At 70.5% G+C, this 22,099-nt stretch carries 16 protein-coding genes and 1 pseudogene; 8 read left to right on the forward strand and 9 right to left on the reverse strand.

What is annotated here, in order from left to right:
• Position 1: 1 nt before the first annotated feature.
• Positions 2-661 carry a helix-turn-helix transcriptional regulator gene (locus tag ACZ6R6_RS08770; RefSeq protein ID WP_470091884.1) on the reverse strand — a complete coding sequence of 220 codons (660 nt, stop codon included), beginning with the start codon at positions 659-661 and terminating at the stop codon, positions 2-4.
• A gap of 1,567 nt (positions 662-2,228) precedes the next feature.
• Positions 2,229-2,648 (reverse strand): annotated as a pseudogene (locus ACZ6R6_RS08775) (AAA family ATPase); the annotation flags it as partial.
• A gap of 74 nt (positions 2,649-2,722) precedes the next feature.
• Between ACZ6R6_RS08775 and ACZ6R6_RS08780 the strand changes: the two are divergent.
• The 5 genes from ACZ6R6_RS08780 to ACZ6R6_RS08800 all read left to right on the forward strand — a co-directional run bounded on the left by ACZ6R6_RS08780 (position 2,723) and on the right by ACZ6R6_RS08800 (position 9,757).
• On the forward strand, positions 2,723-3,787 hold the full coding sequence (locus ACZ6R6_RS08780) for an alkene reductase (protein ID WP_470091417.1): 1,065 nt from the start codon (positions 2,723-2,725) through the stop codon (positions 3,785-3,787).
• Positions 3,784-4,992 (forward strand): MFS transporter, encoded by a 1,209-nt coding sequence (locus ACZ6R6_RS08785; protein ID WP_470091419.1) that lies wholly within the window; start codon positions 3,784-3,786, stop codon positions 4,990-4,992. The genes ACZ6R6_RS08780 and ACZ6R6_RS08785 overlap by 4 nt, the downstream gene beginning before the upstream one ends.
• A 170-nt stretch (positions 4,993-5,162) precedes the next feature.
• Positions 5,163-5,330 carry a hypothetical protein gene (locus ACZ6R6_RS08790; protein WP_470091421.1) on the forward strand — a complete coding sequence of 56 codons (168 nt, stop codon included), beginning with the start codon at positions 5,163-5,165 and terminating at the stop codon, positions 5,328-5,330.
• 14 nt (positions 5,331-5,344) lie between these two features.
• Positions 5,345-7,429: a DUF4132 domain-containing protein gene (locus ACZ6R6_RS08795; protein WP_470091423.1), complete on the forward strand. Its 2,085-nt coding sequence runs from the start codon at positions 5,345-5,347 to the stop codon at positions 7,427-7,429.
• Positions 7,430-7,639: 210 nt separating this feature from the next.
• Positions 7,640-9,757 (forward strand): TerD family protein, encoded by a 2,118-nt coding sequence (locus ACZ6R6_RS08800; protein WP_470091425.1) that lies wholly within the window; start codon positions 7,640-7,642, stop codon positions 9,755-9,757.
• Between the two features lie 274 nt (positions 9,758-10,031).
• On the opposite strand, the gene ACZ6R6_RS08805 is transcribed toward ACZ6R6_RS08800, so the two are convergent.
• Positions 10,032-11,327 carry an adenosylmethionine--8-amino-7-oxononanoate transaminase gene (locus ACZ6R6_RS08805; protein WP_470091426.1) on the reverse strand — a complete coding sequence of 432 codons (1,296 nt, stop codon included), beginning with the start codon at positions 11,325-11,327 and terminating at the stop codon, positions 10,032-10,034.
• Complete coding sequence (gene bioB / locus ACZ6R6_RS08810; RefSeq protein ID WP_470091428.1) at positions 11,320-12,480, reverse strand: biotin synthase BioB; 1,161 nt, start codon at positions 12,478-12,480, stop codon at positions 11,320-11,322. Before bioB ends, ACZ6R6_RS08805 begins: the two co-directional genes overlap by 8 nt.
• Positions 12,481-12,846: 366 nt before the next feature.
• Between bioB and ACZ6R6_RS08815 the strand changes: the two genes are divergently transcribed.
• Positions 12,847-14,772, forward strand: a complete 1,926-nt coding sequence (locus ACZ6R6_RS08815) for a glycoside hydrolase family 71 protein (RefSeq protein WP_470091430.1) — start codon at positions 12,847-12,849, stop codon at positions 14,770-14,772.
• Positions 14,773-14,904: 132 nt separating this feature from the next.
• Here the strand turns inward: ACZ6R6_RS08815 and ACZ6R6_RS08820 are convergent, their stop codons facing one another.
• A complete protein-coding gene (locus ACZ6R6_RS08820) occupies positions 14,905-15,855 on the reverse strand; it encodes an NAD-dependent epimerase/dehydratase family protein (protein ID WP_470091432.1) in 951 nt (316 codons plus the stop codon).
• 102 nt (positions 15,856-15,957) lie between these two features.
• Here ACZ6R6_RS08820 and ACZ6R6_RS08825 point away from each other — a divergent pair, with 102 nt between their 5' ends.
• Positions 15,958-16,560 carry a TetR/AcrR family transcriptional regulator gene (locus ACZ6R6_RS08825; RefSeq protein ID WP_470091434.1) on the forward strand — a complete coding sequence of 201 codons (603 nt, stop codon included), beginning with the start codon at positions 15,958-15,960 and terminating at the stop codon, positions 16,558-16,560.
• Between the two features lie 78 nt (positions 16,561-16,638).
• On the opposite strand, the gene ACZ6R6_RS08830 is transcribed toward ACZ6R6_RS08825, so the two are convergent.
• The 4 genes from ACZ6R6_RS08830 to ACZ6R6_RS08845 form a co-directional block, all read right to left on the reverse strand.
• Complete coding sequence (locus tag ACZ6R6_RS08830; protein ID WP_470091436.1) at positions 16,639-17,475, reverse strand: carbohydrate ABC transporter permease; 837 nt, start codon at positions 17,473-17,475, stop codon at positions 16,639-16,641.
• Positions 17,476-17,478: 3 nt separating this feature from the next.
• Entirely contained in the window at positions 17,479-18,420 is a 942-nt protein-coding gene (locus ACZ6R6_RS08835) for a carbohydrate ABC transporter permease (protein ID WP_470091438.1), read from the reverse strand.
• Positions 18,417-19,706 (reverse strand): ABC transporter substrate-binding protein, encoded by a 1,290-nt coding sequence (locus ACZ6R6_RS08840; RefSeq protein ID WP_470091440.1) that lies wholly within the window; start codon positions 19,704-19,706, stop codon positions 18,417-18,419. Before ACZ6R6_RS08840 ends, ACZ6R6_RS08835 begins: the two co-directional genes overlap by 4 nt.
• An 81-nt stretch (positions 19,707-19,787) precedes the next feature.
• The gene (locus ACZ6R6_RS08845; RefSeq protein WP_470091442.1) at positions 19,788-20,957 is read right to left on the reverse strand and encodes a trans-sulfuration enzyme family protein; all 1,170 of its coding nucleotides are present in this window, start codon (positions 20,955-20,957) and stop codon (positions 19,788-19,790) included.
• Between the two features lie 61 nt (positions 20,958-21,018).
• On the opposite strand from ACZ6R6_RS08845, the gene ACZ6R6_RS08850 reads away from it, so the two are divergent.
• A complete protein-coding gene (locus ACZ6R6_RS08850; RefSeq protein ID WP_470091444.1) occupies positions 21,019-22,032 on the forward strand; it encodes a LacI family DNA-binding transcriptional regulator in 1,014 nt (337 codons plus the stop codon).
• Positions 22,033-22,099 lie beyond the last annotated feature (67 nt).

Below are 22,099 nucleotides of genomic sequence, written 5' to 3' on the forward strand. Positions count from 1 at the left end.
GTCAGGTGAGATTGAGGCGGCTGAGTTCGCGGCGGGAGGTGACGCCCAGCTTCGGATAGGCCTTGTACAGGTGGTACTCGACCGTACGGGGGCTCAGGAAGAGCTGGGCGGCGATCTCCCGGCTGCTGTGGCCGGCCGCGGCCAGCCGCGCCACGTGGAGTTCTTGCGGGGTGAGCGGGGTGGCCGGGGCGGGGTGAACGGTCCTGGGGGATCCGCCGGTCGCGTGGAGCTCGGACCGGGCGCGGGCGGTCCAGGGGGCGGCCTCCAGGCGGGCGAAGGTCTCCATGGCCGCGTGCAGGGGAGCGCGGGCGTCGCCGGGGCGGCGGGCGCGGCGGAGCCATTCGCCGTAGAGGAGCTGGGTGCGCGCCTGCTCGAAGGGGCGGCCGCCCTGCTCGTGGAGGGTGAGCGCCTCCTGGAAGGAGGTCTCGTCGTCGCCGGTGAGGGCCTGGCAGCGCAGGGCGACGGCCTGGGCCCACGGTTGCGCGGAGGCCCGGGCCCATGACTGGAGGCGGCGCAGCGGTTCCTCGGCGCGGTGTGGCTGGGCCAGCCGTACCGCCGCCTCGATCTGGTCGGGGGCGGAGGGCAGGAGCACCGCGGCGTTGCGGCCCGGGCTGGACCAGGCGCTCTCCAGGCGGTTCAGGGCCGACTCGTAGTCGCCCATGGACAGCTCCAGCAGGCCCAGGACGGCGTCGCCGGTCGGCCGGTAGAGGTGGGGGGGTCGCGCCGGCCAGGTGGCGGCAGCGGGACTCGTCGCCCTCGATCGCGGCGATCCGGGCGGGGACGCCGTTGAGCCAGGCGATGCGCTGCTGCAGGCCGGCGTCGCAGGCGATCCCGACGGCCTCGGCCACGGCGGCCTCGGCCTCGCGGTGCAGGCCGGCCCAGACCTGTGTCTGGGCCAGCACCTGCAGCGCCTGGGGCAGGGCGCCGATGAGGCCCTGCTCGCGGCAGCGGGCCACCTCGGCGGCGGCCAGCGCCATGGCCGAGACGTCGTCACCTATGATCATCGCGGTGAACAGGGCGCGCTCGGTTCCGGGACTCCGGGCCAGGGAGTCCACCAGCAGCGGGAGGCCGCGGGCGTAGTCGGCGCCCATGAGGCGGGCCAGCCCCTCGGCCATCCGGTCGGAGTGGCCGAGGGCCGCCAGCTTCCGGGAGGCGGCGCGCACGGAGGTCTCGTCGCCGGTGAACCAGGCGTAGGTCACACCGGTGCGGAGCATGGCGGCGCCCTGGTGCGGAGCCACCCGATCGGCGCGGTCCAGGAGCAGTCCGACGGCCTTCTCCTCCTCGCCGAGCTCGAACATCGCGGCCGCGCGCACCGAGGTCAGCTCCGCCACGACGTCGTGGCGCTCCCCTCCGGAAGGACGGCCCGGCTGGGCGGACTCCTCCGCGGCGAGCTCTTCGGCCCTTGCCGCCAGTTCGGCGGCCTGGCCGGGATGGCCGCCCGACAGGGCCGCGGCCGCCGCCCGGGCGAGCCAGCCGACCTGGTCCTGTCCGGCGGTGGCGAGCCGGGCGGCCTGTCCGTACAGGCGGGCGGCGGCCGCGTAGGCGGTGCGGGCACCGGCCCGCTCGGCCGCGGCCACGAGTTCGAGGGCGACGCCCGCGTCGGGCTCCATCGTCGCGGCGGCCAGGTGGTGCGCGCGGCAGTCCGGGCTCTCGGCCATCTCGACGAGAGCCCGGTGCACGGCGACACGCCGGGCCAGCGCGGCCCCCTGGTAGGCGGCGGTGGCGATCAGCGGATGCCGGAAGACGACGGCCGATCCGGTCACCTGGATCAGCCCGGCCCGTTCCGCCTCTTCGAGGTCGTCGAGGCCGACGCCCATCAGGTGCGCCGCCCGCAGCAACAGCGCCAGGTCGCCCCTCCCCTCGGCGGCCGCCATCAGCATCATCAACCGGGTCCGCTCGGGCAGCCGCCCGATCTGGGCCCGGAACGACGCCAGCACCCGGTCGGCGATCTGCGAGTACAGCGGCCCGGCCGGTCGGCCGCGCTGCCCCGCGGCGAACTCGATCAGCGCCAGGGGGTTGCCCGCGGACTCGGCGATGATCTCCTCCCGCAGGACCGGCGCCACCTCGTGCTCGGCCAGCAGGCGGGCCGCGTCCTGACCGTCCAGCCGGGACGGCCGCAGCTCGCTCAGCCCGGGCGCGGCGAAGCCGTCCTCCCGGGTGGCGAACACCACCGCCACCCCCTCGGCCGCGAGCCGCCGGGCGGCGAACAGCAGGGGCTCCGCGCTGGCCTGGTCGAGCCACTGAGCGTCGTCGACCAGGCAGAGCACCGGGACGTCCTCCGCCAGGTCGGCCAGGAGCGTGAGTACGGCGAGCCCGGTGAGGAAGCGGTCCCGCCCGGCTGCCGGCTCAGCCCCGAGCACGGCCTTCAGCACGGCGGCCTGCGGTCCCGGCAGCGCGTCGAGATGGTCCCGCAGCGGCCACAGCAGCTGTGTCAGCCCGCCGAACGCCAGGTCGGCCTCGGGCTCGATGCCGGTTACCCGCACCACCCGCATCCCGTGCCCGGCCGCCGTCCGGGCCGTCCACTCCAGCAGCGCGGTCTTGCCGATGCCCGCCTCGCCGCGCACCACGAGGGCGCCGCTGCGCCCCTCCCGCGCTGCGGCGACCAGGGTTTCGAGCTCCGTCTGCTCAGTGGACCGCCCGTACAGCACGCAACCTCCAAGTACCCGGAAACAGTAAATCCTACTGATTCGTCATGCATGTCAGCGCTCATACCTTCATCTCCATGAACGAGCTATTTGAGCAGGTCACCGTGGGCAAGCTGACCCTCCCCAACCGTCTGGTGATGGCGCCGATGACGCGCAGCCGGGCGAGCGGCGGGCTGGTGACCGGCCTGACGGCCGAGTATTACGCGCAGCGGGCCGCCGCCGGTCTGATCATCACCGAGGGCACCCAGCCCTCGGTGATCGGCCAGGGATACATCGACACCCCGGGGCTGCACTCGCCGGAGCAGGTGGAGGCGTGGCGCCGGGTCACCGATGCCGTCCACGGCCGGGACGGCCGGATCTTCGCGCAGCTCATGCACTCCGGCCGGATCGGCCACCCCTGTCTCTACCCGGACGGGGCCCTGCCCGTGGCCCCTTCGGCGATCGCCTCCGGCGGGCAGATCTTCACCGGTGCGGGCATGCTCGACCACCCCACCCCGCGTGCGATGACGCCGACGGACATCGCCTCGACGGTCGCGGACTTCGTCACCGCCGCGAGGAACGCGACGGCGGCCGGATTCGACGGGGTGGAGCTGCACGCCGCGAACGGCTACCTGATCCATCAGTTCCTGTGCGGCAGCGCCAACATCCGCTCCGACGCCTACGGCGGTCCGGTGGAGAACCGGATCCGCTTCGCGGTCGAGGTCGCCATGGCGGTCACCGACGCGATCGGGCCGGAACGGGTCGGCATCCGCATCTCCCCCGCCAACCCCAACAACGGCATCCGGGAACATGACTCGGCCGAGGTGTATCCGGCCCTGATGCGCGCGCTGGCGCCGTTCAGGCCGGCGTACGTGCACATCATGGAGTTCGACCGGGAGATCACCAAGCTGGTCCGGGCCGCGTGGCCGGGCACGCTGATCCTCAACCCGCGCGGCGCCGCCGAGGAGAAGATCGGCTCGGCGGTGGAGGCGCTCCGCGCGGGCCTGTGCGACGCGGTCAGCCTCGGCTCCCTGTGGCTGGCGAATCCCGACCTGCCCGAGCGCGTCAGGGCCGCAGGCCCATACAACGAGGCCGACCCCGCCACCTTCTACGGCGGCGACCACCGCGGCTACACCGACTACCCGACGCTGGAGACCCGGTGAGCGCTCCGGCCGCGGGTACGGCGCGGCATGCCGGGGTGTCCGCGTTCTCACTGGCGGTACTGGCCGGGCCGATGTCGTTCGGGATCGCGGGGCCGGCGCTCATCCTGGGCGAGGTGGCCGGCGACCTCGGAGGCCCGCCGGGATCGGCGGCCTGGCTGGTGACGGTGTTCGGGTGGGGCATCGCGGTGGGGACGCCGCTGATGTCGGGGCTGGTCGGTCACCGCGGCATGCGTGCCACGGTGACGGCGTGCGCCCTGCTCGCCCTCGCCGGGGCGGGCCTCGTGCTCCTCGCCCCCGGCCTGCCCGTCCTCCTGCTCGCCGGCGCCGCGCAGGCGCTGGGCGCCGCGGGGCTGACGGCGATCGCCATGCAGCTGGCCGACTCCCCTCGCCGGATGGGCGTGGCCACGGCCTCGCTCGCCGTGGTCGGATCGGTCTCCCCGCTGGCCGGTTCGCTGGTCAGCGACCTGCTGTCCTGGCGGGTCGTGCTCGCCCTGCCGGCCGTGGCCGTGCTGGCCGTACCCGCCGTGTTACGGCAGACGGCGTCACGGCAGACGGTCCTGCCCACGCCGTCACCCGGCCGGTTCGACGTGATCGGCGCGGTGGTGCTGACCGGGCTGGTCACCGCGCTGGTGTCCGTGCCGCACCAGCCCGTGGCCGCCGGACTGTGCGCGGTCGCCGCGGCGGCGGCGCTCGGACTGCACCTGCGGGCCCGGCCGGCGGGTTTCGTCCCGGCCGTCCTGGTCCGCGCGCCCCGGTTCCTGGGAGCCGCCGGGCTGGCCTTCGCCCTGGCCGTCGGCAACTTCGGGCTGATCTACGCGCTCCCGGTCCGGCTTTCGCAGCTGACGACCTGGTCGTCCGCGCAGATCGGTCTGGCCATGGTGTGGCCGCTGCTGTTCGGCGGCATGCTGTCGTGGTCCGTGGTGGCGGCGTCCGCCCGGGTGCGGCCCCGCCTGATGATCGCGGCACTGGCCGTCACCGGCGTCGCGGCGGCCCTGGCCGCGGCCTTCACCGCGTGGGCGCCCGGCCTGCTGGTCGCCCAGGCCGCCGCCTCGATCGCGGCGGCCTCGGGCCAGGGAGTGCTGGCGGTCCGCGCCGTCTCGGCGGCCCCCGAGGAGCACAGGCCGGCCGCGATCGGCCTGTTCAACCTGTGCTATCTGCTGGGGACAGCGTTCGGCCCCGCCGTCGTGGCGCTGCCGGCCGGTTGACGGCCGGGGCCGGTCTCCCCGGGCGGGCCGGCAGGGCGCGGCTCCTCAACGACGGACGACGCCCCTGCCTGGCATGGATGCCCGCCGCCATCGACGTTCTGTCATTCGCTGCTGCTATAGATTGCGGCACCACCTGACATTTCACGGAAATACGGTTTTCGATGGCATCAGTGATGTTTCGCGATGAGATCGCGACGGGCCGGACGTTGGAGGAGCCCTCCCTGCCCGCCCGCGGCGAGCCGCGCACCTGCGGGATCCGGCTTGGCTCGGGCAGCATCCTCCTGGCCGCCGACGCCACCATCGTCGCCCCGTCCGTCACCCGCCAGATCCACCTCTGACAGGAACCACCGGCATGCACCTCTCCCCCCTCGCGCAGCGCCTGCTCGATCTGATCACCGGGACCGCGAAGGACCCCACGTACTGGCCCGAGGTCTCCCAGCTGGGCACCGGGCTGGGCGCGCCGGTCCGGACCCGCGACGGCGGCTCGACATCGGCACGGTACGCGGTCGACGAGCAGCGGCTGACCGCGTCAGCCCGCGAGCTGGTCGGATTCCTGCTGCCGGACTGGAGGCGAGGCGGCCATCCCTTCTCCGTGCTGGTGGCGGCGGGGCTGGCGGGCATGGACGCCGAAGTGGGCGCCCGGTCCGCCGAGGGGCACGGGCCGATCGCGGTCGCCGAGATGGAGGTGCTGCTCAGCTGGGACGTGGAGCGGCGGGCGCTGTTCGTCGAGGCGATGCGGGAGCGGTCGAACCCTGCCGTCCCGCCGCCGTCCGGTGTGCTCGAATGGCTCGGCGGCCAGCCCGGCTACCTGGATTTCGCCCGGGCGGCCCTGGAGGCGGCCGAGGCCCGGGTCTCGGCGATCCACGCCGGCGAGATCCCGTACAGACCGGAGAAGGCGTTCGAGGACGGGGAGAAGGCGAGCATCGGCCGGGCCGTACGGCTGGCGCTCCTGCGGGACGAGCCCTGGCTGCCCGATCTGCTGGACAGCCTGCTGCGCGGGATCGCGGTGGCGCCCACCCAGGCCAGGACCCTGCCCTCCCAGGGAGTGCTGTTCGCGATCGCCCGCGCGGTGGAGGAGCACCCGACTCCCGAGGCGATCTCCGCGCTGCGCGCCGCCCGCCGGGCCACCCGGCACGCCGGGGTGCCCAAGCAGTTGGACCGCATGTTCAAGCGCATCGAGCCCGCCCTGGGCAACCGGCTGGAGGTGGCGTTCCGGCTGCCCGACGGGCGGGTACGGCAGGCCGTCGGCGAGCACACGGCGGTGATCTCGACCGACGGCGGGGTCGAGCTGTCGTGGTGGCACGGGGACAAGAAGCTGAAGGCGGTCCCGGCGGCGGTCAGGCGGGAGCACCCCGACGAGGTCAAGCGGCTGCGCGAGCTGGCCAAGCGGACCCTGCAGCAGCAGGCCACCCTGATCAGGGCGCTGGAAGCGGCGTACACCAGCGAGACGGCTCCGCCGTACCGGCAGTTGGAGGGGCACTCGGTCACCGATCGGCTGATCTGGGAGTTCGAGGTCTCGCCCGGCGTGTGGCGCAGCGAGCTGGGATTGACCGTGCCGGAGGTGCCGGTGCGGCTGTGGCATCCGGCCCGCGCGTCCCTGGAGGAGGTGCGCGCCTGGCGGGAGGTGGTGCAGGGCAAGGAACTGCGCCAGCCGTACAAGCAGGCCTTCCGCGAGGTCTACCTGCTCACCCCCGCCGAGGAGGCGGCCGGGACCTGCTCCAACCGGTTCGCCGGGCACGTGGTGGACTACGGCAAGCTCCGCGCGCTGTTCAAACAGCGAGGCTGGCACTCCGACTTCCTGGGGCAGTGGGACGGCGGCCACGAGGGGAAGGCCCAGCGGGTGATGGCGGGCGGACGGTGGCGGGCGACACTTGACCACGGCCTGTACGACGAGGGCCACGCGGTCACCGGCCAGGTCCGCTTCCACCGGCTGTCCGGGGGCAGGTGGCACCAGGCGCCGTTGACGGAGGTCCCGGCGCTGGTGTTCAGCGAGGCCATGCGGGACGTCGACCTGTTCGTGGCCGTCACCTCGATCACGGCCGATCCCCGGTGGGCCGACCACGGACCGGACCGGCTGCGGGACTACTGGCGGACCGGCTCGTTCGCGGCGCTGCCGCCCTCCGCCGAGGTGCGCCGCGACGCGCTGTCCCGGCTGATCGGGCGGACGGCCATCGCCGACCGGTGCACCGTGACCGACCGCTTCCTGGTGGTGCGGGGCGACATACGCACCTACAGGATCCACCTGGGGTCGGCGAACATCCTGATGGAACCCAACGACGCCTACCTGTGCATCGTCTCCGCACGCGACCCCCACGCCGGACTGTTCCTCCCGTTCGAGGAGGACGGCCGGTTGGCGCTCATCCTCAGCAAGGCTTTCCTGCTGGCGGACGACACCGCCATCACCGATCCCTCCATCACCCGCCAGCTCCGGGCCTGATCCACGCGGGAAGGGCACCTCCGCGATCACGTGCCGTCGCCCGGCCGCCCAGGCGCGGACTTCGCGATGCTCGTACGGCGGGCGGTCATCGGCGATCACGTAGCCCGGACCGTCCGGCCGCACCCGCCCGCTGGCGAGCGGGTGCGGCCGGCGATCACATGCTCGGAAAACCCGCAGCGTGCGGGCATGTTTCGGCTATAAGGTGCGTTCGTGGACAGTCTGGAAAGCCTCGTCATCGCCCGACGGCTACGAGTTCCCATCGACGCCCCCATCGACTCGGCGCCGGGCTGGGGCGAGGTGGCCGCCCGCCAGCTCGACGCCGCGCTGCTGAGCGTCGGCTTCACGTGCTCGCCGGCCCTGCTCGAACGCCTGACGCGGCTGCGCGGTGAGAGCGTGGTCGATCTCGGCGTGCGGGTCCTGGCCGCCGTCCGCGGCCTGGTGGGCGACCACGTCCAGCACAACGCCTACTTCATCGACTTCCCCGAGAACGTGCCCGACACCCTGGAGTTCTGGGCCGGCCTGCTACGTGAGACCCTGCTCGACCCGGTCGCCGCCACCCGCCTCCAGCCGCTGACGCTCAACCTGCTGTCCCTGCCGGGCTACGGCCGCTACCAGCACACCTACGCCGACCTGCTGGCCGCGCACGCCGAGCTGATCCCGCTGGCCGCCGACCGCGTAACCGTGCTGGAACTCGGCGGGAGCCTGGAGTCCGAGGCGCGCGAGCTCTACTTCTCCCTGGCGGGCTCCGAGACGCCACTGGCCGCCGAGGACCTGACGGCCCTGCGATCCCTGGCGTCGTTCTGCGCCGATCAACCGGAGCACGTCCCCGTGCGCGAGAACCGCGCCGTCGTCAACGAGATACGGCTGGCCGCCGGCCGACCACTGCTCGTCGACACGGTGACGGATGTGCTCCGGCTCGCCTGCGGCTGCTCCGGCGGCGACGTCACCCTGGCCACCCCCACCAGGTTCCGCTCGTTGCGCCGCGCCGAGCGCCGCGCCCTGCTGCAGGCCCTGGACGGCGTCGCCACCCCGGCCAAGCTCGGCGACGTGCCGCGCCACCGGGAGCAGTGGAAGCGGCTCGGCGAGCGGCTGCATCCTCACGAGTACCCGCAGTTCCCACGGGCCGCCCGCGTCTTCGAGGTGGCCAGGGGCACGCGCCAGGCCACCGGCTTCGACAGCCGCGTCGAGGCCGCCCTGTCGGCGGGCCGTACCGCCGACGCCGTTGAGCTGCTGGGGAACGCGCCCGGCGCGTTGCTGCGCCGCCTGGACCACCTGCTGCGGACCGGCCTGTCCGCGTCGGCCGTGCTGGACGCCGCGGAAAAAGCCGTGACGGGCGCCTCTGGTCGCGTCCTGCTGTCCCTGCGCGAGCACCTGCAGAACCGGCTCGCCCCCGCCGCCAGGCGCATCTTCACCAACCGGTACGGCAGGGCGTGGACGACATCCGATTCCCGCTTGCCGCTTGAGCAGGAGGTCCTGTCGCGGGCGGTGGCCATCCTGGATGAGGAGATCACCCGTCGCCTCCCCGAGGTCGGCGAGCTGATCGTCGATCCCGACGTGCTCGACGTCGCGCTGCCGTTGTCGGGCAAGGCCGTCTCTCCCGGGCTCGGCATGCTGCCCCGCGGCTCGCTTTCGACCGTCGACGGTGAGCTGCTCAGGTTCTTCGTCCACTGGCGCCAGGCCGAGCGGCGCACCGACTACGACCTGTCGGCGCTCATGCTCGACGCCTCCTACGACAACCCGACGCACATCTCGTGGACGAACTACGCCAACGGCTCCGCCGAGTACTCCGGCGACCTCACCGAGGCGCCGGCGCCTCATGGCGCGTCGGAGTTCATCAACATCCGTCTCGCCGACGCGGCCCAGCCGATCATCATTCCCCAGGTCAACATCTACGCCGGGGAGCGGTTCGACGAGGCCGCCGAGGCGTTCTTCGGCTACATGACCAGAGAGGCCGGGCAGGGAGGCCGGCCGTTCGAGCCACGCACCGTACGCATGAAGTCCGACCTGCGCGGCTCCGGCCGGATCGCCCTGCCCCTGGTCTTCCTGCGCGGCGACGACGGCGCCTGGCGGGTGAAATGGCTGCATCTCTACTTGAAGGGGCATCCCGGCTTCAACCGGGTGGAGGGCAACCGGGTCACCGCCTCCCTGCTGGTGCGCTCGATCGTGGAACGCGACTACCTACGCGTGCGATACCTGGCCGACCTGTTGCGTACGAAAAGCTCTTCGGGCAGGCACACCACCTACATCGGGCTGGAGGCTCCGGCCGGCCTGCCGTCGGGGTCGCGGGTGTACACGCCAGGGACGCTGCACGAACTGATCCCCGCCTGATACGGTTGGGACCGCGAGGCCATGGGAGGGCTTCCTTCTCAAACTCCTTTTGAAATCCAGCCTTCCCGCTCTCCTCGCATGCCGGTCGTGAGGCCATTCGAGGGCTTCCTTCTTACCTGGTTCGAATCCAGGTGGGCCCCATGGGCCCACCGGCATGTCTAGCCCCCGAGCCTCCCTCACGACCGGTCGGCTGCCGGAACCCGCCGGAACGCCGCAGTCCAGGCACACCACCCAGTCCCGCAGGACGGGCCATGAAGAAGTCTCGCCGGGGGTGTCAGCCGGCCGCGGTCGCCGCGACGATCGCGGTGGTGATGCGGCCGAGGTCGGCGTCGTCGACGACGTAGGGCGGCATGGTGTAGACGAGATCCCTGAAGGGGCGTATCCACACGCCGTGTTGTACGGCGGCGCGGGTGGCGGCGGCCTTGTCGACTTCGTGGTCGAGCTGGACGACGCCGATGGCGCCGAGCACGCGGACATCGCGCACCCCGTTCAGCCCACGCGCGCAGGCCAGCCCGGACCGCAGTCCCGCCTCGATGCGTCTGACCTGGTCCTCCCAGGCCCCGTCCGCCAGGAGGTCGAGCGAGGCGACCGCCACGGCGGCGGCGAGCGGGTTTCCCATGAAAGTGGGGCCGTGGGCGAGCACCGGGAAGTCACCGCGGCCGATGCCGTGCGCCACCCGGGGCGTGCACAGGGTGGCCGCCATGCTGAGATAGCCGCCGGTGAGCGCCTTGCCCACGCACATCACGTCCGGTGTGACACCCGCATGGTCCGCGGCGAACAGCGCGCCGGTCCTGCCGAAGCCGGTGGCGATCTCGTCGAACACGAGCAGGACCCCATGCGCGTCGCACAGCTCGCGCAGCACCCGCAGGTAACCGGGGGAGAGAAAACGCATGCCGCCCGCGTTCTGTACCACCGGCTCGACGATGACGGCCGCCACCTCGTGCGCGTGCTGTTCGATCAGCCCGGCCAGGTGCGCGGTGTAGGCGGGATCGGGTCCGGCGTCGAAGCCTGCGGGCGGGGCGTCGGCGAAGACCTGTCGCGGCAGCACACCGGTCCACAGGGAGTGCATGCCCCCCTCGGGGTCACACACGGACATCGGCTGGAAGGTGTCGCCGTGATAGCCGCCACGCCAGGTCAGCAGGCGGTGTTTGCCCGGCCGGCCGAGCGACCGCCAGTACTGCAGGCACATCTTGACCGCGACCTCGACCGCGACCGATCCCGAGTCGACGAGGAAGACGTGCTCCAGCGGCTCCGGGGCGATCTCGGCGAGGCGAGTGGCGAGGCGGATCGCGGGCTCGTGGGTGAGCCCGCCGAACATCACGTGGCTCATCCGGCCCAGCTGGTCGCGTACCGCGGCGTCCAGTACGGGGTGCCCGTAGCCGTGGATGGCGGCCCACCAGGAGGACATCGCGTCCACCAGCTCCACTTGGCCCTCGACCGGTTCTGCCAGGCGCAACCGTACCCCGGAGGCCGATTCCACCAGCAGCGGGACTTCGCGGCCCGGCATCGGCGCGTACGGATGCCACACGTGGGCCCGGTCCAGCTCCAGGAATCGCCGCGGGTCAGGCATTGGGCGCAAGGTCGGTACCGGCGCCGCGGCGGCGCAGCGCCACCAGGTCGGTACGTGCGGGCCCGGCGGCCGGCGCGTCTCCGGGCTGGGCGGGCTGCTCGGGCTGGGCGGGCTGGGCGGGCTGCTCGGGCTGGGCGGGCGCGGCTGCGCCGCGGTGCTCGGGCAGCGTAGCGGATCCGGGCCCCTCCACCACGAAGCCCGCGTCCTTGATCATCTCCAGGTCGGCACTGCCCGGCTGCCCCTCGCTGGTCAGGTAGTCGCCGAGGAAGATCGAGTTGACGATGTGCAGGGCCAGGGGCTGCAGGCTGCGCAGGTGGATCTCCCTGCCCCCGGCGAGGCGGACCTCCACGTCCGGGCAGACGAATCGCACCATCGCCAGGATCCGCAGGCACCGCTGCGGGGTGAGCTCCCACGTCTGCGACAGCGGGGTCCCCTGGAAGGGGATCAGGAAGTTCACCGGCACCGAGTCCACATCGAGCTCCCGCAGCGTGAAGACCACGTCCACCAGGTCGGCGTCGCTCTCTCCCATCCCGGCGATCAGGCCGGAGCAGGCCGACATGCCCGCCCCGCGTGAACGCCGGACCGTGTCCACCCGGTCGGCGAATCCGTGTGTGGTGCAGATTTTGCCGTATTCGTCCTCGGAGGTGTTGAGGTTGTGGTTGTAGGCGTGGACGCCGGCCTCGCGCAGCCGCGCGGCCTGCCGTTCCGACAGCAGGCCCAGGCAGGCGCAGATCTCCACGTCGGGACTGCGTTCCTTGATCGCCTCGATGGTGCTGACGACCCGCTCGACGTCCCGGTCGGTGGGGCCGCGCCCGCTGGCCACCAGGCACACGCGCTTGGCGCCGCCCTCCGTCCCCGCCTCGGCCGCGGCGGCGGCCTCGTGTGGTTTGAGCCAGCTGTAGGCGAGGATCTCGGCTTTCGACCCCAGTCGCTGCGAGCAGTACGAGCAGTCCTCAGGGCACAGGCCCGACTTCAGGTTGACGAGGTAGTTGAGCTTGACCCGGCGGCCGAACCACTTCTGCCGTACCTTCCCGGCCGCGGCCACCACATCGAGCAGTTCGTCGTCGGAGGTCGCCAGTACGGCCAGCGCCTCCTGTCTCGTCGATGACTGCCCGCGCAGCCCCTTGTCCACCAGCGTGGTCAACAGTTCCATGCCTCGATCCTCCGTCTAGGCCGCGGCGGATACCGATCACCGATCCAGACAAGATCATTCAGTCAAAGTTGTAGGACGGCCTGCAACGGCCCCGCCCATGCCCGGGCCGGATTCGCCGACCACGCGCCCCGACCCGTCCGACTTCCGGTCACGGCCGATGTCCGAAACCCTCCGGCCGCCGGCACCCGACGGCTCCGGCTCCCATCCACCCTTCTTCGCGGAGATCGGCTGGTCAGAGCCATCATCGCCCTTCGAATATGCAAATCGGGATGAAAGACGTCCTCCGTTGTCTATGATGATCGCGATTTGTCGATATGTCATAACATGTCACTCCTGGAGGACGCCATGCGATCCCGCTTAGGTGCGATGGCGCTGTTGATAGCGACTCTGACCACCACCACCAACCTGGTGGCGGTGACCGCACCCGCCGCCGCGGCGGCCCCCACCGGCCAGACGGTGACCGTCGAGGCGGCCGAAGACACCTACGTCAGCCAGGCCGGCCCCACGAAACCGCACGGCACCCACACCTGGCTCTCGGCCAACGCGGCCACCTCCGACGGTGCGACCGACACCGAGCGCCGCTCCTACATCCGTTTCACCCTCAAGGACCTGCCCGAGGACGCCTCCGACGTCAAGCTGACGCTGGAGCTGCAGTCGGTCAGGACGACCGACACCGTCCTGGAGGTGCGTCCGGTCACCGGAGCATGGTCTGAGTCCACCCTGAACTGGAACAACCAGCCGGCCACCGGGGCGGTGCTGGCCACCGCCAGGGGCTTGACCGCTGGGCAGACGGTCAAGCTGGAGGTGTCTTCCGCTTTCACCGGCGACGGCGACTATTCGTTCGCCATCACCTCCCCCTCGAACGTCCAGAGCGTGCTGCACTCCTCGCAGGCCACCAACGGCGAGGGGCCCAAGCTCACGGTGACGTACGGCAAGGCGGCCCCGACGGTTCCGGCCGGTCCGCTGCCGTTCGAGCTGCCGTCGACCTCGACGCTGCGCGCGTCCTCCCACAAGGTGTTCGCGCACTACTTCACGCCGTACCCGATCTCGCTGAACAACAAGGCCGGGGCCGACGACTACTACACCAAGAACTACCTGAACCCCGCCGGCGAGAGCGGCAAGCACGCGGCGTACGGCGGGCTGCTGCGTGACCGGCCCTTCCCCCGGGAGGTGCTGTCCGGCGACTGGCAGCTGGCCGACATGAAGAAGGAGGTGCAGATCGCGGCCAAGGCCGGGCTGGACGGCTTCACCGTGGACGTGCTCTCCCTCACCAGCGCCCACTGGGACCGGCTCAGGACCCTGATCAGGGCCGCGGAGGCGGTCGACCCCGGCTTCAAGATCGTGCTGATGCCGGACATGACGTCGCTGAAGACCGACGCCGGCACGCTCGCCTCGGCCATGGCCGGCCTGGCCGCGTCCAAGTCGGTCTACCGCCTGGGCGACAACCGACTGGTGATCTCGCCGTTCAAGGCCGAGCAGCAGAGCGCCACCTGGTGGAAGGACTTCATGAACATCATGAAGAGCTCCCACGGCATCAACGTCGCGCTGGTCCCGGTCTTCCTGAACTTCTCCTCCAACGCCTCGGCCTTCGCGCCGATCAGCTACGGCTTCTCCAACTGGGGCAACCGCAGCCCGGCCCAGCAGAGCGGCATCGAGTCCAACATCTCCAAGGCGCACAGCCTGAACAAGATCTGGATGCAGCCGGTCTCGGTCCAGGACGAGCGGCCCAACCAGGGCATCTACGACGAGGCCAACAACACCGAGAACCTGCGCACGACGTGGGAGAAGTCCATCTCGGGCGACGCCGACTGGATCCAGCTCACCACCTGGAACGACTTCTCCGAGGGCACCCAGTTCGTCCCCTCCGTGCACAACGGCTCGGCGTACCTGGACATCTCGTCCTACTACCTGACCTGGCTGAAGACCGGCAAGGCCCCGGCGATCGTGCGTGACACGCTCTATCTGACGCACCGCTCGCAGTACGTCGCGGCCAGGCCGACCTCGGGTTCGCAGACCAAGTTCATGAACCCGCGCGGTGGCACGTCCACGCCGCGCGACAAGGTGGAGGTGCTGTCGTTCCTCACCAAGGCGGCCACGGTGAAGGCGACCGTGGGCGGCAAGGAGCAGAGCTACGCCGCCAAGGCCGGGGTCCAGGCACAGCTCTTCCCCCTGGCCTACGGGCTGAACAAGGCGTCCGTGGGCGCGGTGACGGTCGCGTCGCCGTGGGAGGTCAAGAGCAGCTTCTCCGTGCAGGACCTGCAGTACAACGCGGTCAGCAGCGGCCGTAAGTGAGCCCTTCGCGCCCGCCCGGACCGGGCGGGCGCGATGCCCGGCGCCCGGCGTCCGAGGCCACCGGCCCGCACCCGGGACAGGGGACCCCAGGCGGAGCCGTCTCCGGCCACGGCCGCCCGGAGGGCGTCCCGGTCACGGCGTGGCGGCCGCGCGGTACCAGTCGAGGGTGGCGGCGACGGCGTCGGGGTGCGACGTGGTGTCGAACGGGCCGAAGGTGTGCATGAACTTCGAGGCATCGGTCACGAAGGGGCGGTCGCGCTGGTACCAGGTCTCACCGAGGGCGCGGACGGTGGGATTCACCAGTCCGATGGCGCGCTGCATGAGGCGCCCGACGGACGCGGACCTGCCGGGGCGGCCGAGTTCCGCGAACACCAGGTCGAGGAACTGCTCGCCCGTCAGGGGTTCTGCCGCCGGAAGGTGCCATGCCTGGCCGTCCGCCCGCGCGTCGCCACCGAGCGTCACGAGTCCTCTGGCGATGTCGGGCAGGTAGCTGAAGGAGTGGGGCTGGTCGAGCGGCCCGACCCAGCGGGCGACCTTCCCGCGGAGCGCGGCACCGAACACCGCCGCGCCGACGATGGTGTTGACACCACCGGGACCGTAGTAGTCGGACGCCCTGCCGATGGCGACGCGCAGGTCGCCGGAGCGGTGTGCCGCCAGGAGCGCCTCGGCCATCTCCGCGCGGACGCGGCCCTTGGGATTGCGGGCGGCGTACGGCATGTCCTCGGTCATGGGCATGCCGACCGGGCCGTACATGTACAGGTTGTCGGCGAAGACCAGTTTGGCGCCCGAGGCGGCCGCGCCCTTGCGCACCGCGTCGGTCATGCGGGGGAACTCCTGCGTCCACCGGTCGTAGGCGGGGGTGGCGCAGTGGTAGACGACGTCGGCGCCCTCGCACGCGGTCTTGGCGCCGACGGTCGAGGTGACGTCCCCCCGGTGGGCCTCGACACCGCGCAGCGCCGGAACCCGGCCGCTGCGGTTGACCGCGCGGACGCGGAGTCCGCGGGAGACCAGCTCGCGCACCACGGAGCTGCCGATGGCGCCTCCGGCGCCGAGGACGACGTGCAGTTCGGATGCAGCGGACACGAGGGCCTCCCGATGTGGTTCCCTCTACGGCGCATCGGCGTCCATGAAGGAGGAGTCGTTTCGTAACGTCGTTATAAAACAGTGTTACGATAGGCTTGTCAAATGGGACGCCCCCGCACACGTGACTACGAAGAGCTGCGCCGAGACCTGCTGGACGTCGCTGGGCGGCTGCTCGCCGAGGAAGGCCCGCAGGCGCTGAGCACCAGGCGGGTGGCCCAGGAGGTGGGGAGTTCGACGACCGCCGTGTACAGCCTCTTCGGCGACAAGGCCGGCCTGCTGCGGGCGATGTTCCTGGAGGGGTTCGCCCGCCTCGCCCAGGAGTTCGCCACGGTGCCTCACGACGGCGATCCGGAGGCCGATCTGATGGCACTCGGACACGCCTATCGGGCCTGCGCCCTGGCCAACCCCCATCTGTACGAGTTGATGTTCGGACGTCCCATCGCGGACTTCCGGCCCGACGACGCGGCCTTGGCGCAGATCCAGGGGACGTTCGACACCCTGGTCCACGCCGTCGCGCGGTGCATCGACACGGGCCGGTTCGTCCCGTCCGACCCCTACGATGTCGCCGTCCACTTCAACGCCCTGGTGCACGGGCTGGCGAGCCTGGAGCTGCGGGGCGCCCTGGCCGACGGCGATCAGGCCGACCGCCACTGGCGTATCGCCCTGGAGGCCGCCTTCCGCGGCCACCGCACCACGCCCCCGTGACCTCGGGATCCGCCCTCATTCGCCACCGCCGACTCACCGAATGAGTCACCGTCCAAGGCGTCCCCGGCAGGTGATCATTCAGCCCTTGACCGCGCCGGATGTGAGACCCTCCACGATGTAGCGGCGGGCGAACGAGAAAAGCACCAGCGTAGGGATGATCGAAATCACCGTGGCCGCCGCCATCGGACCCCAGTCGATGTCGTACTGCGTGATGAACGAGTTCATCGCGACCGGGATGGTCTTGGTCTCCTCGCTGTCGATGAAGGCGATGGCGAGGAAGAGCTCGTTCCAGCACTGCACGGAGCCGAAGATGAACGTGGCGGCGATGCCGGGCAACATGACGGGCACGACCACGCGCACCATCGCCGTCAGCCGCGAGCATCCGTCGACCATGGCGGCCTCTTCGAGCGCGGTCGGAACGCGTTCGTAGAAGCCGCGCATGATGATCGTCGAGAACGGCACAAGCATGGCGACGTAGACCAGCATCAGCCCGCTGAGCCGGTTGAGCAGCCCGAGGCCGGACATCATCAGATACAGCGGGCCCAGCGCGATGAACAGCGGGATCATCTGGGTGACCAGATAGGCGAGCATGAGTGCGCCACGCCCGGGGAAGTGGAAACGGGCCAGCACGTAGCCGCCGAGCACGCCGATCACGGTGACCACGACGCCCGACACCAGCGAGACGATCAGGCTGTTGACGAGATACGTGCCGAACGAGGAGAAGGAGAACAGCTCGCGGTAGTGGTCCAGCGTGACGCTGCCGGGCAGGTAGCGCAACGGCACCGCGAAGATCTCCGAGGTGGGTTTCAGCGAGGTGACCAGGATCCAGTAGAGCGGGAAGACAGTGATCAGTAACCAGATACCGAGGACGACGGCCTTCGCGGTCCGGGCGATCAGCGAGGTCGGGCGGTGCACGGGTCAGTCCCTCGCCTTCTCGAATCGGGTGGCGTTGAGATAGAAGACGCTGAACGACAGCAGCAGCCCGAGCACGAAGACGCCGACCGCGCCCGCCTTCCCGTAGTCGCCGTTCTGCACCTGCTCGATGAGGTAGGTCGTGGCGATGTGCGTGCTCCCGGCCGGGCCGCCGCCGGTCATCGAGTAGATGAGATCGGGGAAGTTGAGGATCCAGATGATTCGCAGCAGCACGATGAGCACCAGGGTGGTCCGGATCGCCGGCAGCGTCACGTGCACGAACTGCTTGACCCGGGAGGCTCCGTCGACGTCCGCCGCCTCATACAGTTCCCGTGGCACGGACTGAAGGGCCGCGATGATCATGATGGCGAAGAACGTCACGCCGTACCAGACGTTGGCGATGATGATCGAGGTCATCGCCCACCCCGGCGAGGAGAGGAAGCCGATCGGCTCGTCGACCAGGCCGGCCTTGATCAACAGGTCGTTGACGACGCCGAACTCGCCGTTGAACATCCAGCGCCACAGCAACCCGATGAGGAAGCCCGACATGGCCCAGGGGAAGAACACCCACGCCTGGTAGAGCCCGCGACCGCGGAAGTGCCGCCGCAGCAGCAGGGCCAGGCCGAAGCCGAGCACGAACTGGAAGGTCAGGGACACGGCCACCCAGATCCCGGTGTTGCCGAGCGCGGTCCAGAACCGGTCGTCGGCGAGGACCGCGCGGAAGTTCTCCAGCCCGGCGAACGGCGTGGCCGTCAGGTCGAACAGGTTGTAGCGCTGGAACGCGATCACACCGCCCCGGATCATGGGGTAGTACGTGAACGCGGCGACGAACACGACCCCGGGCAGCAGACAGAGCGCGATGAACCGGGCTCGCCGCCCGTCGAAGGCCGGCCGGGCCGCGCGGGCGGCGGACCGCCCGCGCGAGCCGATTTCCCTGACCGCTGTCACGACGTCTTCTTCTTCGCCTGATCGGTCCAGAACGCGTCCCAGGCGCTCAGTACGTCCGCGACCGTCCTGTCACCGGTCAGCAGGGACTGGATGTCCTTGTCGGCGGCCTGCTGCCACTCGCTCCACCCCGGGTAGTCGACCGGCCGAACTGTGATCACCTGCTTGTCGTCCTGCTGGGCGTCCAAATACGCCTTCCAGGCTCCCCCCGAGAACTGGGGATCCTGCTGGGCGGCCGTGGCGATCGGGATGAGCGAGTTGCCCTTGGCGAACTTCGTACTCTGCGCGTCCTCGCTGAGGAACTCGACGAGTTTGACCGCCTCGGCCTTGTGCGCGCTGAAGGACGTCACGCCCCAGCCGGCGTATCCGACGGGCTGTAGCGCGTACCCGCCAGGCCCCTTGGGGATCGGGACGGTGCTCCACCCGTCCTTCGCGATGCCGCTCTCCTGGACCGTCTTGATCACTTCGGGGTCCTGGATGAGCATGCCGGTGACGTTGGCGGTGAAGCCCTGCACCATCTCCGGGAAGCTCCACGAGACCGAGTCGGCGGGGGAAGCCTCCTTGAACAGGCTCAGGAACAGGTTCATGGCCTGCGCGGCCTCCGGCGTGGACCAGATCGTCTTGCCGTCCTTCAGAAAGAACGACCTGCCCGGGTCCACCTTGTCGCCGTTGAACGCGCTGACGATCAGGACGGCGTAGTCGAAGCCGCCCTTGCCGCCTCGGAAGGAGTAGCCGTAGCGCCGCCTGCCCTTGTCGGTCAAGTTCTTGGCGGTGTCGTAGACCTCCTGCCACGTGGTGGGCGCCTGCGCGACGCCGGCCTCGCGCAGCCAGTCCGACCGGTAGAAGAGCACCTTCTCGTAGAAGCCGTAGGGGATGAGGTACGGCTTGCCGCCCACCTCGGCCGCCTTCTTCCTGGCGAGTTCGGTCAGCCCGCTCCAGCCGGGCCAGCCCTGCACCGGGATCTCGGCCAGCCAGCCGTTGTTGGAGAACGACTTGGCGGTGTGGTCGCGGACCTCCAGCACGTCGAGGTCCTTCTTGGTCTGCAGCACCTGGGTGATCTTCCGGTCGGCGTTCTCCAGGGGCGGCGAGACCAGCTCGACCTTGATCCCCGGGTTCTGCCGCTCGAAGTCGGAGAGCAGTTGTCTGATCAGCTTGGTGCGGTCCGGGCTGGTGAGGCTCTCGATCATGCGCAGCCGGACCGTGCCGGCGTCGTCGTCGGAACCGCAGCCGACCGGTGTCATGGTCAGCACACCGACCAGCGGGATGGCGAGCCTGTGGAGTCTTCTCATGGTCTCCCCAGAGATGGTCCGTTGACAGCGCTGTCACAGCGCTGAATGACGGGGATGCTACATGGAACCGTCCGCGATCCGTCAAGATGCCTTCAGCGCCTCGGCGAGGTCGGCGATCAGCGTGTCGGCGTCCTCCAGCCCCACCGAGAGTCGGACCAACCCCAGCGGAATGCCCATCGTGGCCCGCAGGGACTCCCGCACGGTGAGCGCGGGCGCGATGACCAGGCTCTCGAATCCGCCCCACGAGACGCCGACGCGGAAGTGTCGCAGGGCGTCCACGAAACGGGTCACCTCCGTGATCTCCTCGGTGTCCAGTTCGATGCTGAAGAGAGCGGAGAAGCCGGTCATCTGCGCACGGGCGAGCTCGTGTCCCGGATGACCCGGCAGTCCAGGATGGTTGACCGCGCGGACCGCCGGGTGCTCGGCGAGGAACTCCGCCACCCGCAGGCCACGCTCCTGGTGCGCCTGCATGCGGACGGGCAGGGTACGCAGCCCCTTGATCGCCTTCGCCGCCTCGTGCGCCGACAGGGCGGCGCCGTACAACTGGTATTCGGTCAGCGCGATCGGCCGGATCAGCCGCGTGGAGCCCACCACGACACCGCCGATCAGGTCACTGTGGCCGCCGATGTATTTCGACAGTGAGTGCACGACCAGATCGGCGCCCATGGTGAGCGGTTTCTGGAAGATCGGTGTCGCCCAGGTGTTGTCCACCACCGTGGTCAGGCCCCGCTCACGCGCCCACCCGGTGAAGGCGCGGAGGTCGATGATCCCGAAACGCATGTACGACGGCGACTCCAGGTACAGCATTCTGGTCCGCGGATTGACAACGCTGTCAAGCACGTCAGGATTATCCGTGTGCACCGTCGTATGCGATACCCCGAACTTCTCCAGGTAGCGGAGGAACTGGGTGGTCGGACCGTAGATCGCTCCCACCACGATCACGTGGTCGCCCGCGGAGGCCAGCGAGGAGATCGTCGCCGAGATGGCGCCCATCCCCGACCCGAAACACTTGGCCCGCTCCCCCCGTTCAAGCGCGGCGAGTTTGCGCTGGAGCAGGTCCACGGTGGGGTTCGTGCCGCGCGAGTAGACGTACTTCTCGTCCTCGTCCGCCAGGCTCTCCGACAGCGCCTGCACCGTGGGAAAGGTGAACAGGGAGTTCTCGAAGACCGGCGGGTTCACCGCGCCCAGCATCCAGGGCCCGTCCTCGCCGTACCGGCCGCAGATCCAGTCGTCGTTGATGTGTCCGTTCATGACTGCGCAAGGTACAACATGATCCGGGGAGCCCGCTCGGGCGATTCAGGAGAGGATGGGGATGAACCGCCGAAGAACCACCATGGCTGACGTCGCCCAGCACGCGGGGGTCAGCCTCAAGACGGTCTCCCGGGTGGTGAATCAGGAGCCCCACGTGCGGCAGGACCTGGTGCGACGCGTCCAGGACGCGATCACTGCGCTGGGCTTCCGGCGCAACGAGGCCGCCAGCCGACTGGCACGCGGCGATTCGGTCCTCACCCTGGGCCTGGTGATCGAGAACATCTCCAACGAGTTCTACTCACGCCTGGCCAAGGCCATCGAGACGGCCGCCTCGGCCCACGAGGCCCTGGTGGTGTTCGGCAGCTACGAAGAGCGGGCCGACCGCGAGATCATGCTCATCAACACGATGTACGGCAGGGGCGTCGACGCCATGGTCATCGTCCCCACCGCCGGGGATCACACCTGGCTGGCCGAATATCTCGCGAGCGGGCTCACCGCGGTGTTCGTCGACCGCGTGCCCGAGGGGTTGCCCGACACGGACGCCGTGCTGCTCGACGCCGAGGCGGGTGGCCTGCTCGCCACCCGGCATCTGCTCGCCTACGGTCACCGGCGGATCGCCCTCATCTCGGACAACGACCCGTTGAGCTCGGTACGCGCCCGGGCCGAGGGACACCGTACGGCACTGCGCGCCGCCGGAGTCGCCGTTGATCCGGCACTGTGCCTGACCGGCGTGTTCGACCCCTGGCAGGTGGAGCAGGAGGTGCTGCGGCTGCTCGCGCTGCCCGACCCGCCGACCGCGTTCTTCATGACCAACAACAGGGCCGCGATCGGGCTCATACAGGCCCTGCGCAACCACCCGGGGCCGCGCCCGGCCTTCGTCGGATTCGACGACTTCGAGATGGCGGGGGTGTTCACGCCCGGAGTCACCGTGGTGCGCTACGACATCACCCGCCTCGGCAGCATGGCGGTGGAGCTGCTGCTCGCTCGGGTGCGGGATCCGGGGCGCCCCCGGCAGCGGGTGACCGTCCCGGTGGAGCTCGTCGTCCGAGGCTCGGGAGAGCTGCCACCGCCGTGAGAGACGTTCCTGGGGGTGTGCACAGTCATCGCTTCAGCCGCGTGATGGACTCCTCTCCCCCACGTCC

The sequence above is a fragment of the Streptosporangium sp. NPDC048886 genome (assembly GCF_055586905.1).

Bases quoted from the DNA above. Each gene is read 5' to 3' on its own strand.
- ACZ6R6_RS08770 (WP_470091884.1), bottom strand. From the start codon at position 661: ATGGGCGACTACGAGTCGGCCCTGAACCGCCTGGAGAGCGCCTGGTCC.
- ACZ6R6_RS08780 (WP_470091417.1), top strand. From the start codon at position 2,723: ATGAACGAGCTATTTGAGCAGGTCACCGTGGGCAAGCTGACCCTCCCC.
- ACZ6R6_RS08795 (WP_470091423.1), top strand. From the start codon at position 5,345: ATGCACCTCTCCCCCCTCGCGCAGCGCCTGCTCGATCTGATCACCGGG.
- ACZ6R6_RS08805 (WP_470091426.1), bottom strand. From the start codon at position 11,327: ATGCCTGACCCGCGGCGATTCCTGGAGCTGGACCGGGCCCACGTGTGG.
- bioB (WP_470091428.1), bottom strand. From the start codon at position 12,480: ATGGAACTGTTGACCACGCTGGTGGACAAGGGGCTGCGCGGGCAGTCA.
- ACZ6R6_RS08815 (WP_470091430.1), top strand. From the start codon at position 12,847: ATGGCGCTGTTGATAGCGACTCTGACCACCACCACCAACCTGGTGGCG.
- ACZ6R6_RS08825 (WP_470091434.1), top strand. From the start codon at position 15,958: ATGGGACGCCCCCGCACACGTGACTACGAAGAGCTGCGCCGAGACCTG.
- ACZ6R6_RS08840 (WP_470091440.1), bottom strand. From the start codon at position 19,706: ATGAGAAGACTCCACAGGCTCGCCATCCCGCTGGTCGGTGTGCTGACC.
- ACZ6R6_RS08845 (WP_470091442.1), bottom strand. From the start codon at position 20,957: ATGAACGGACACATCAACGACGACTGGATCTGCGGCCGGTACGGCGAG.
- ACZ6R6_RS08850 (WP_470091444.1), top strand. From the start codon at position 21,019: ATGAACCGCCGAAGAACCACCATGGCTGACGTCGCCCAGCACGCGGGG.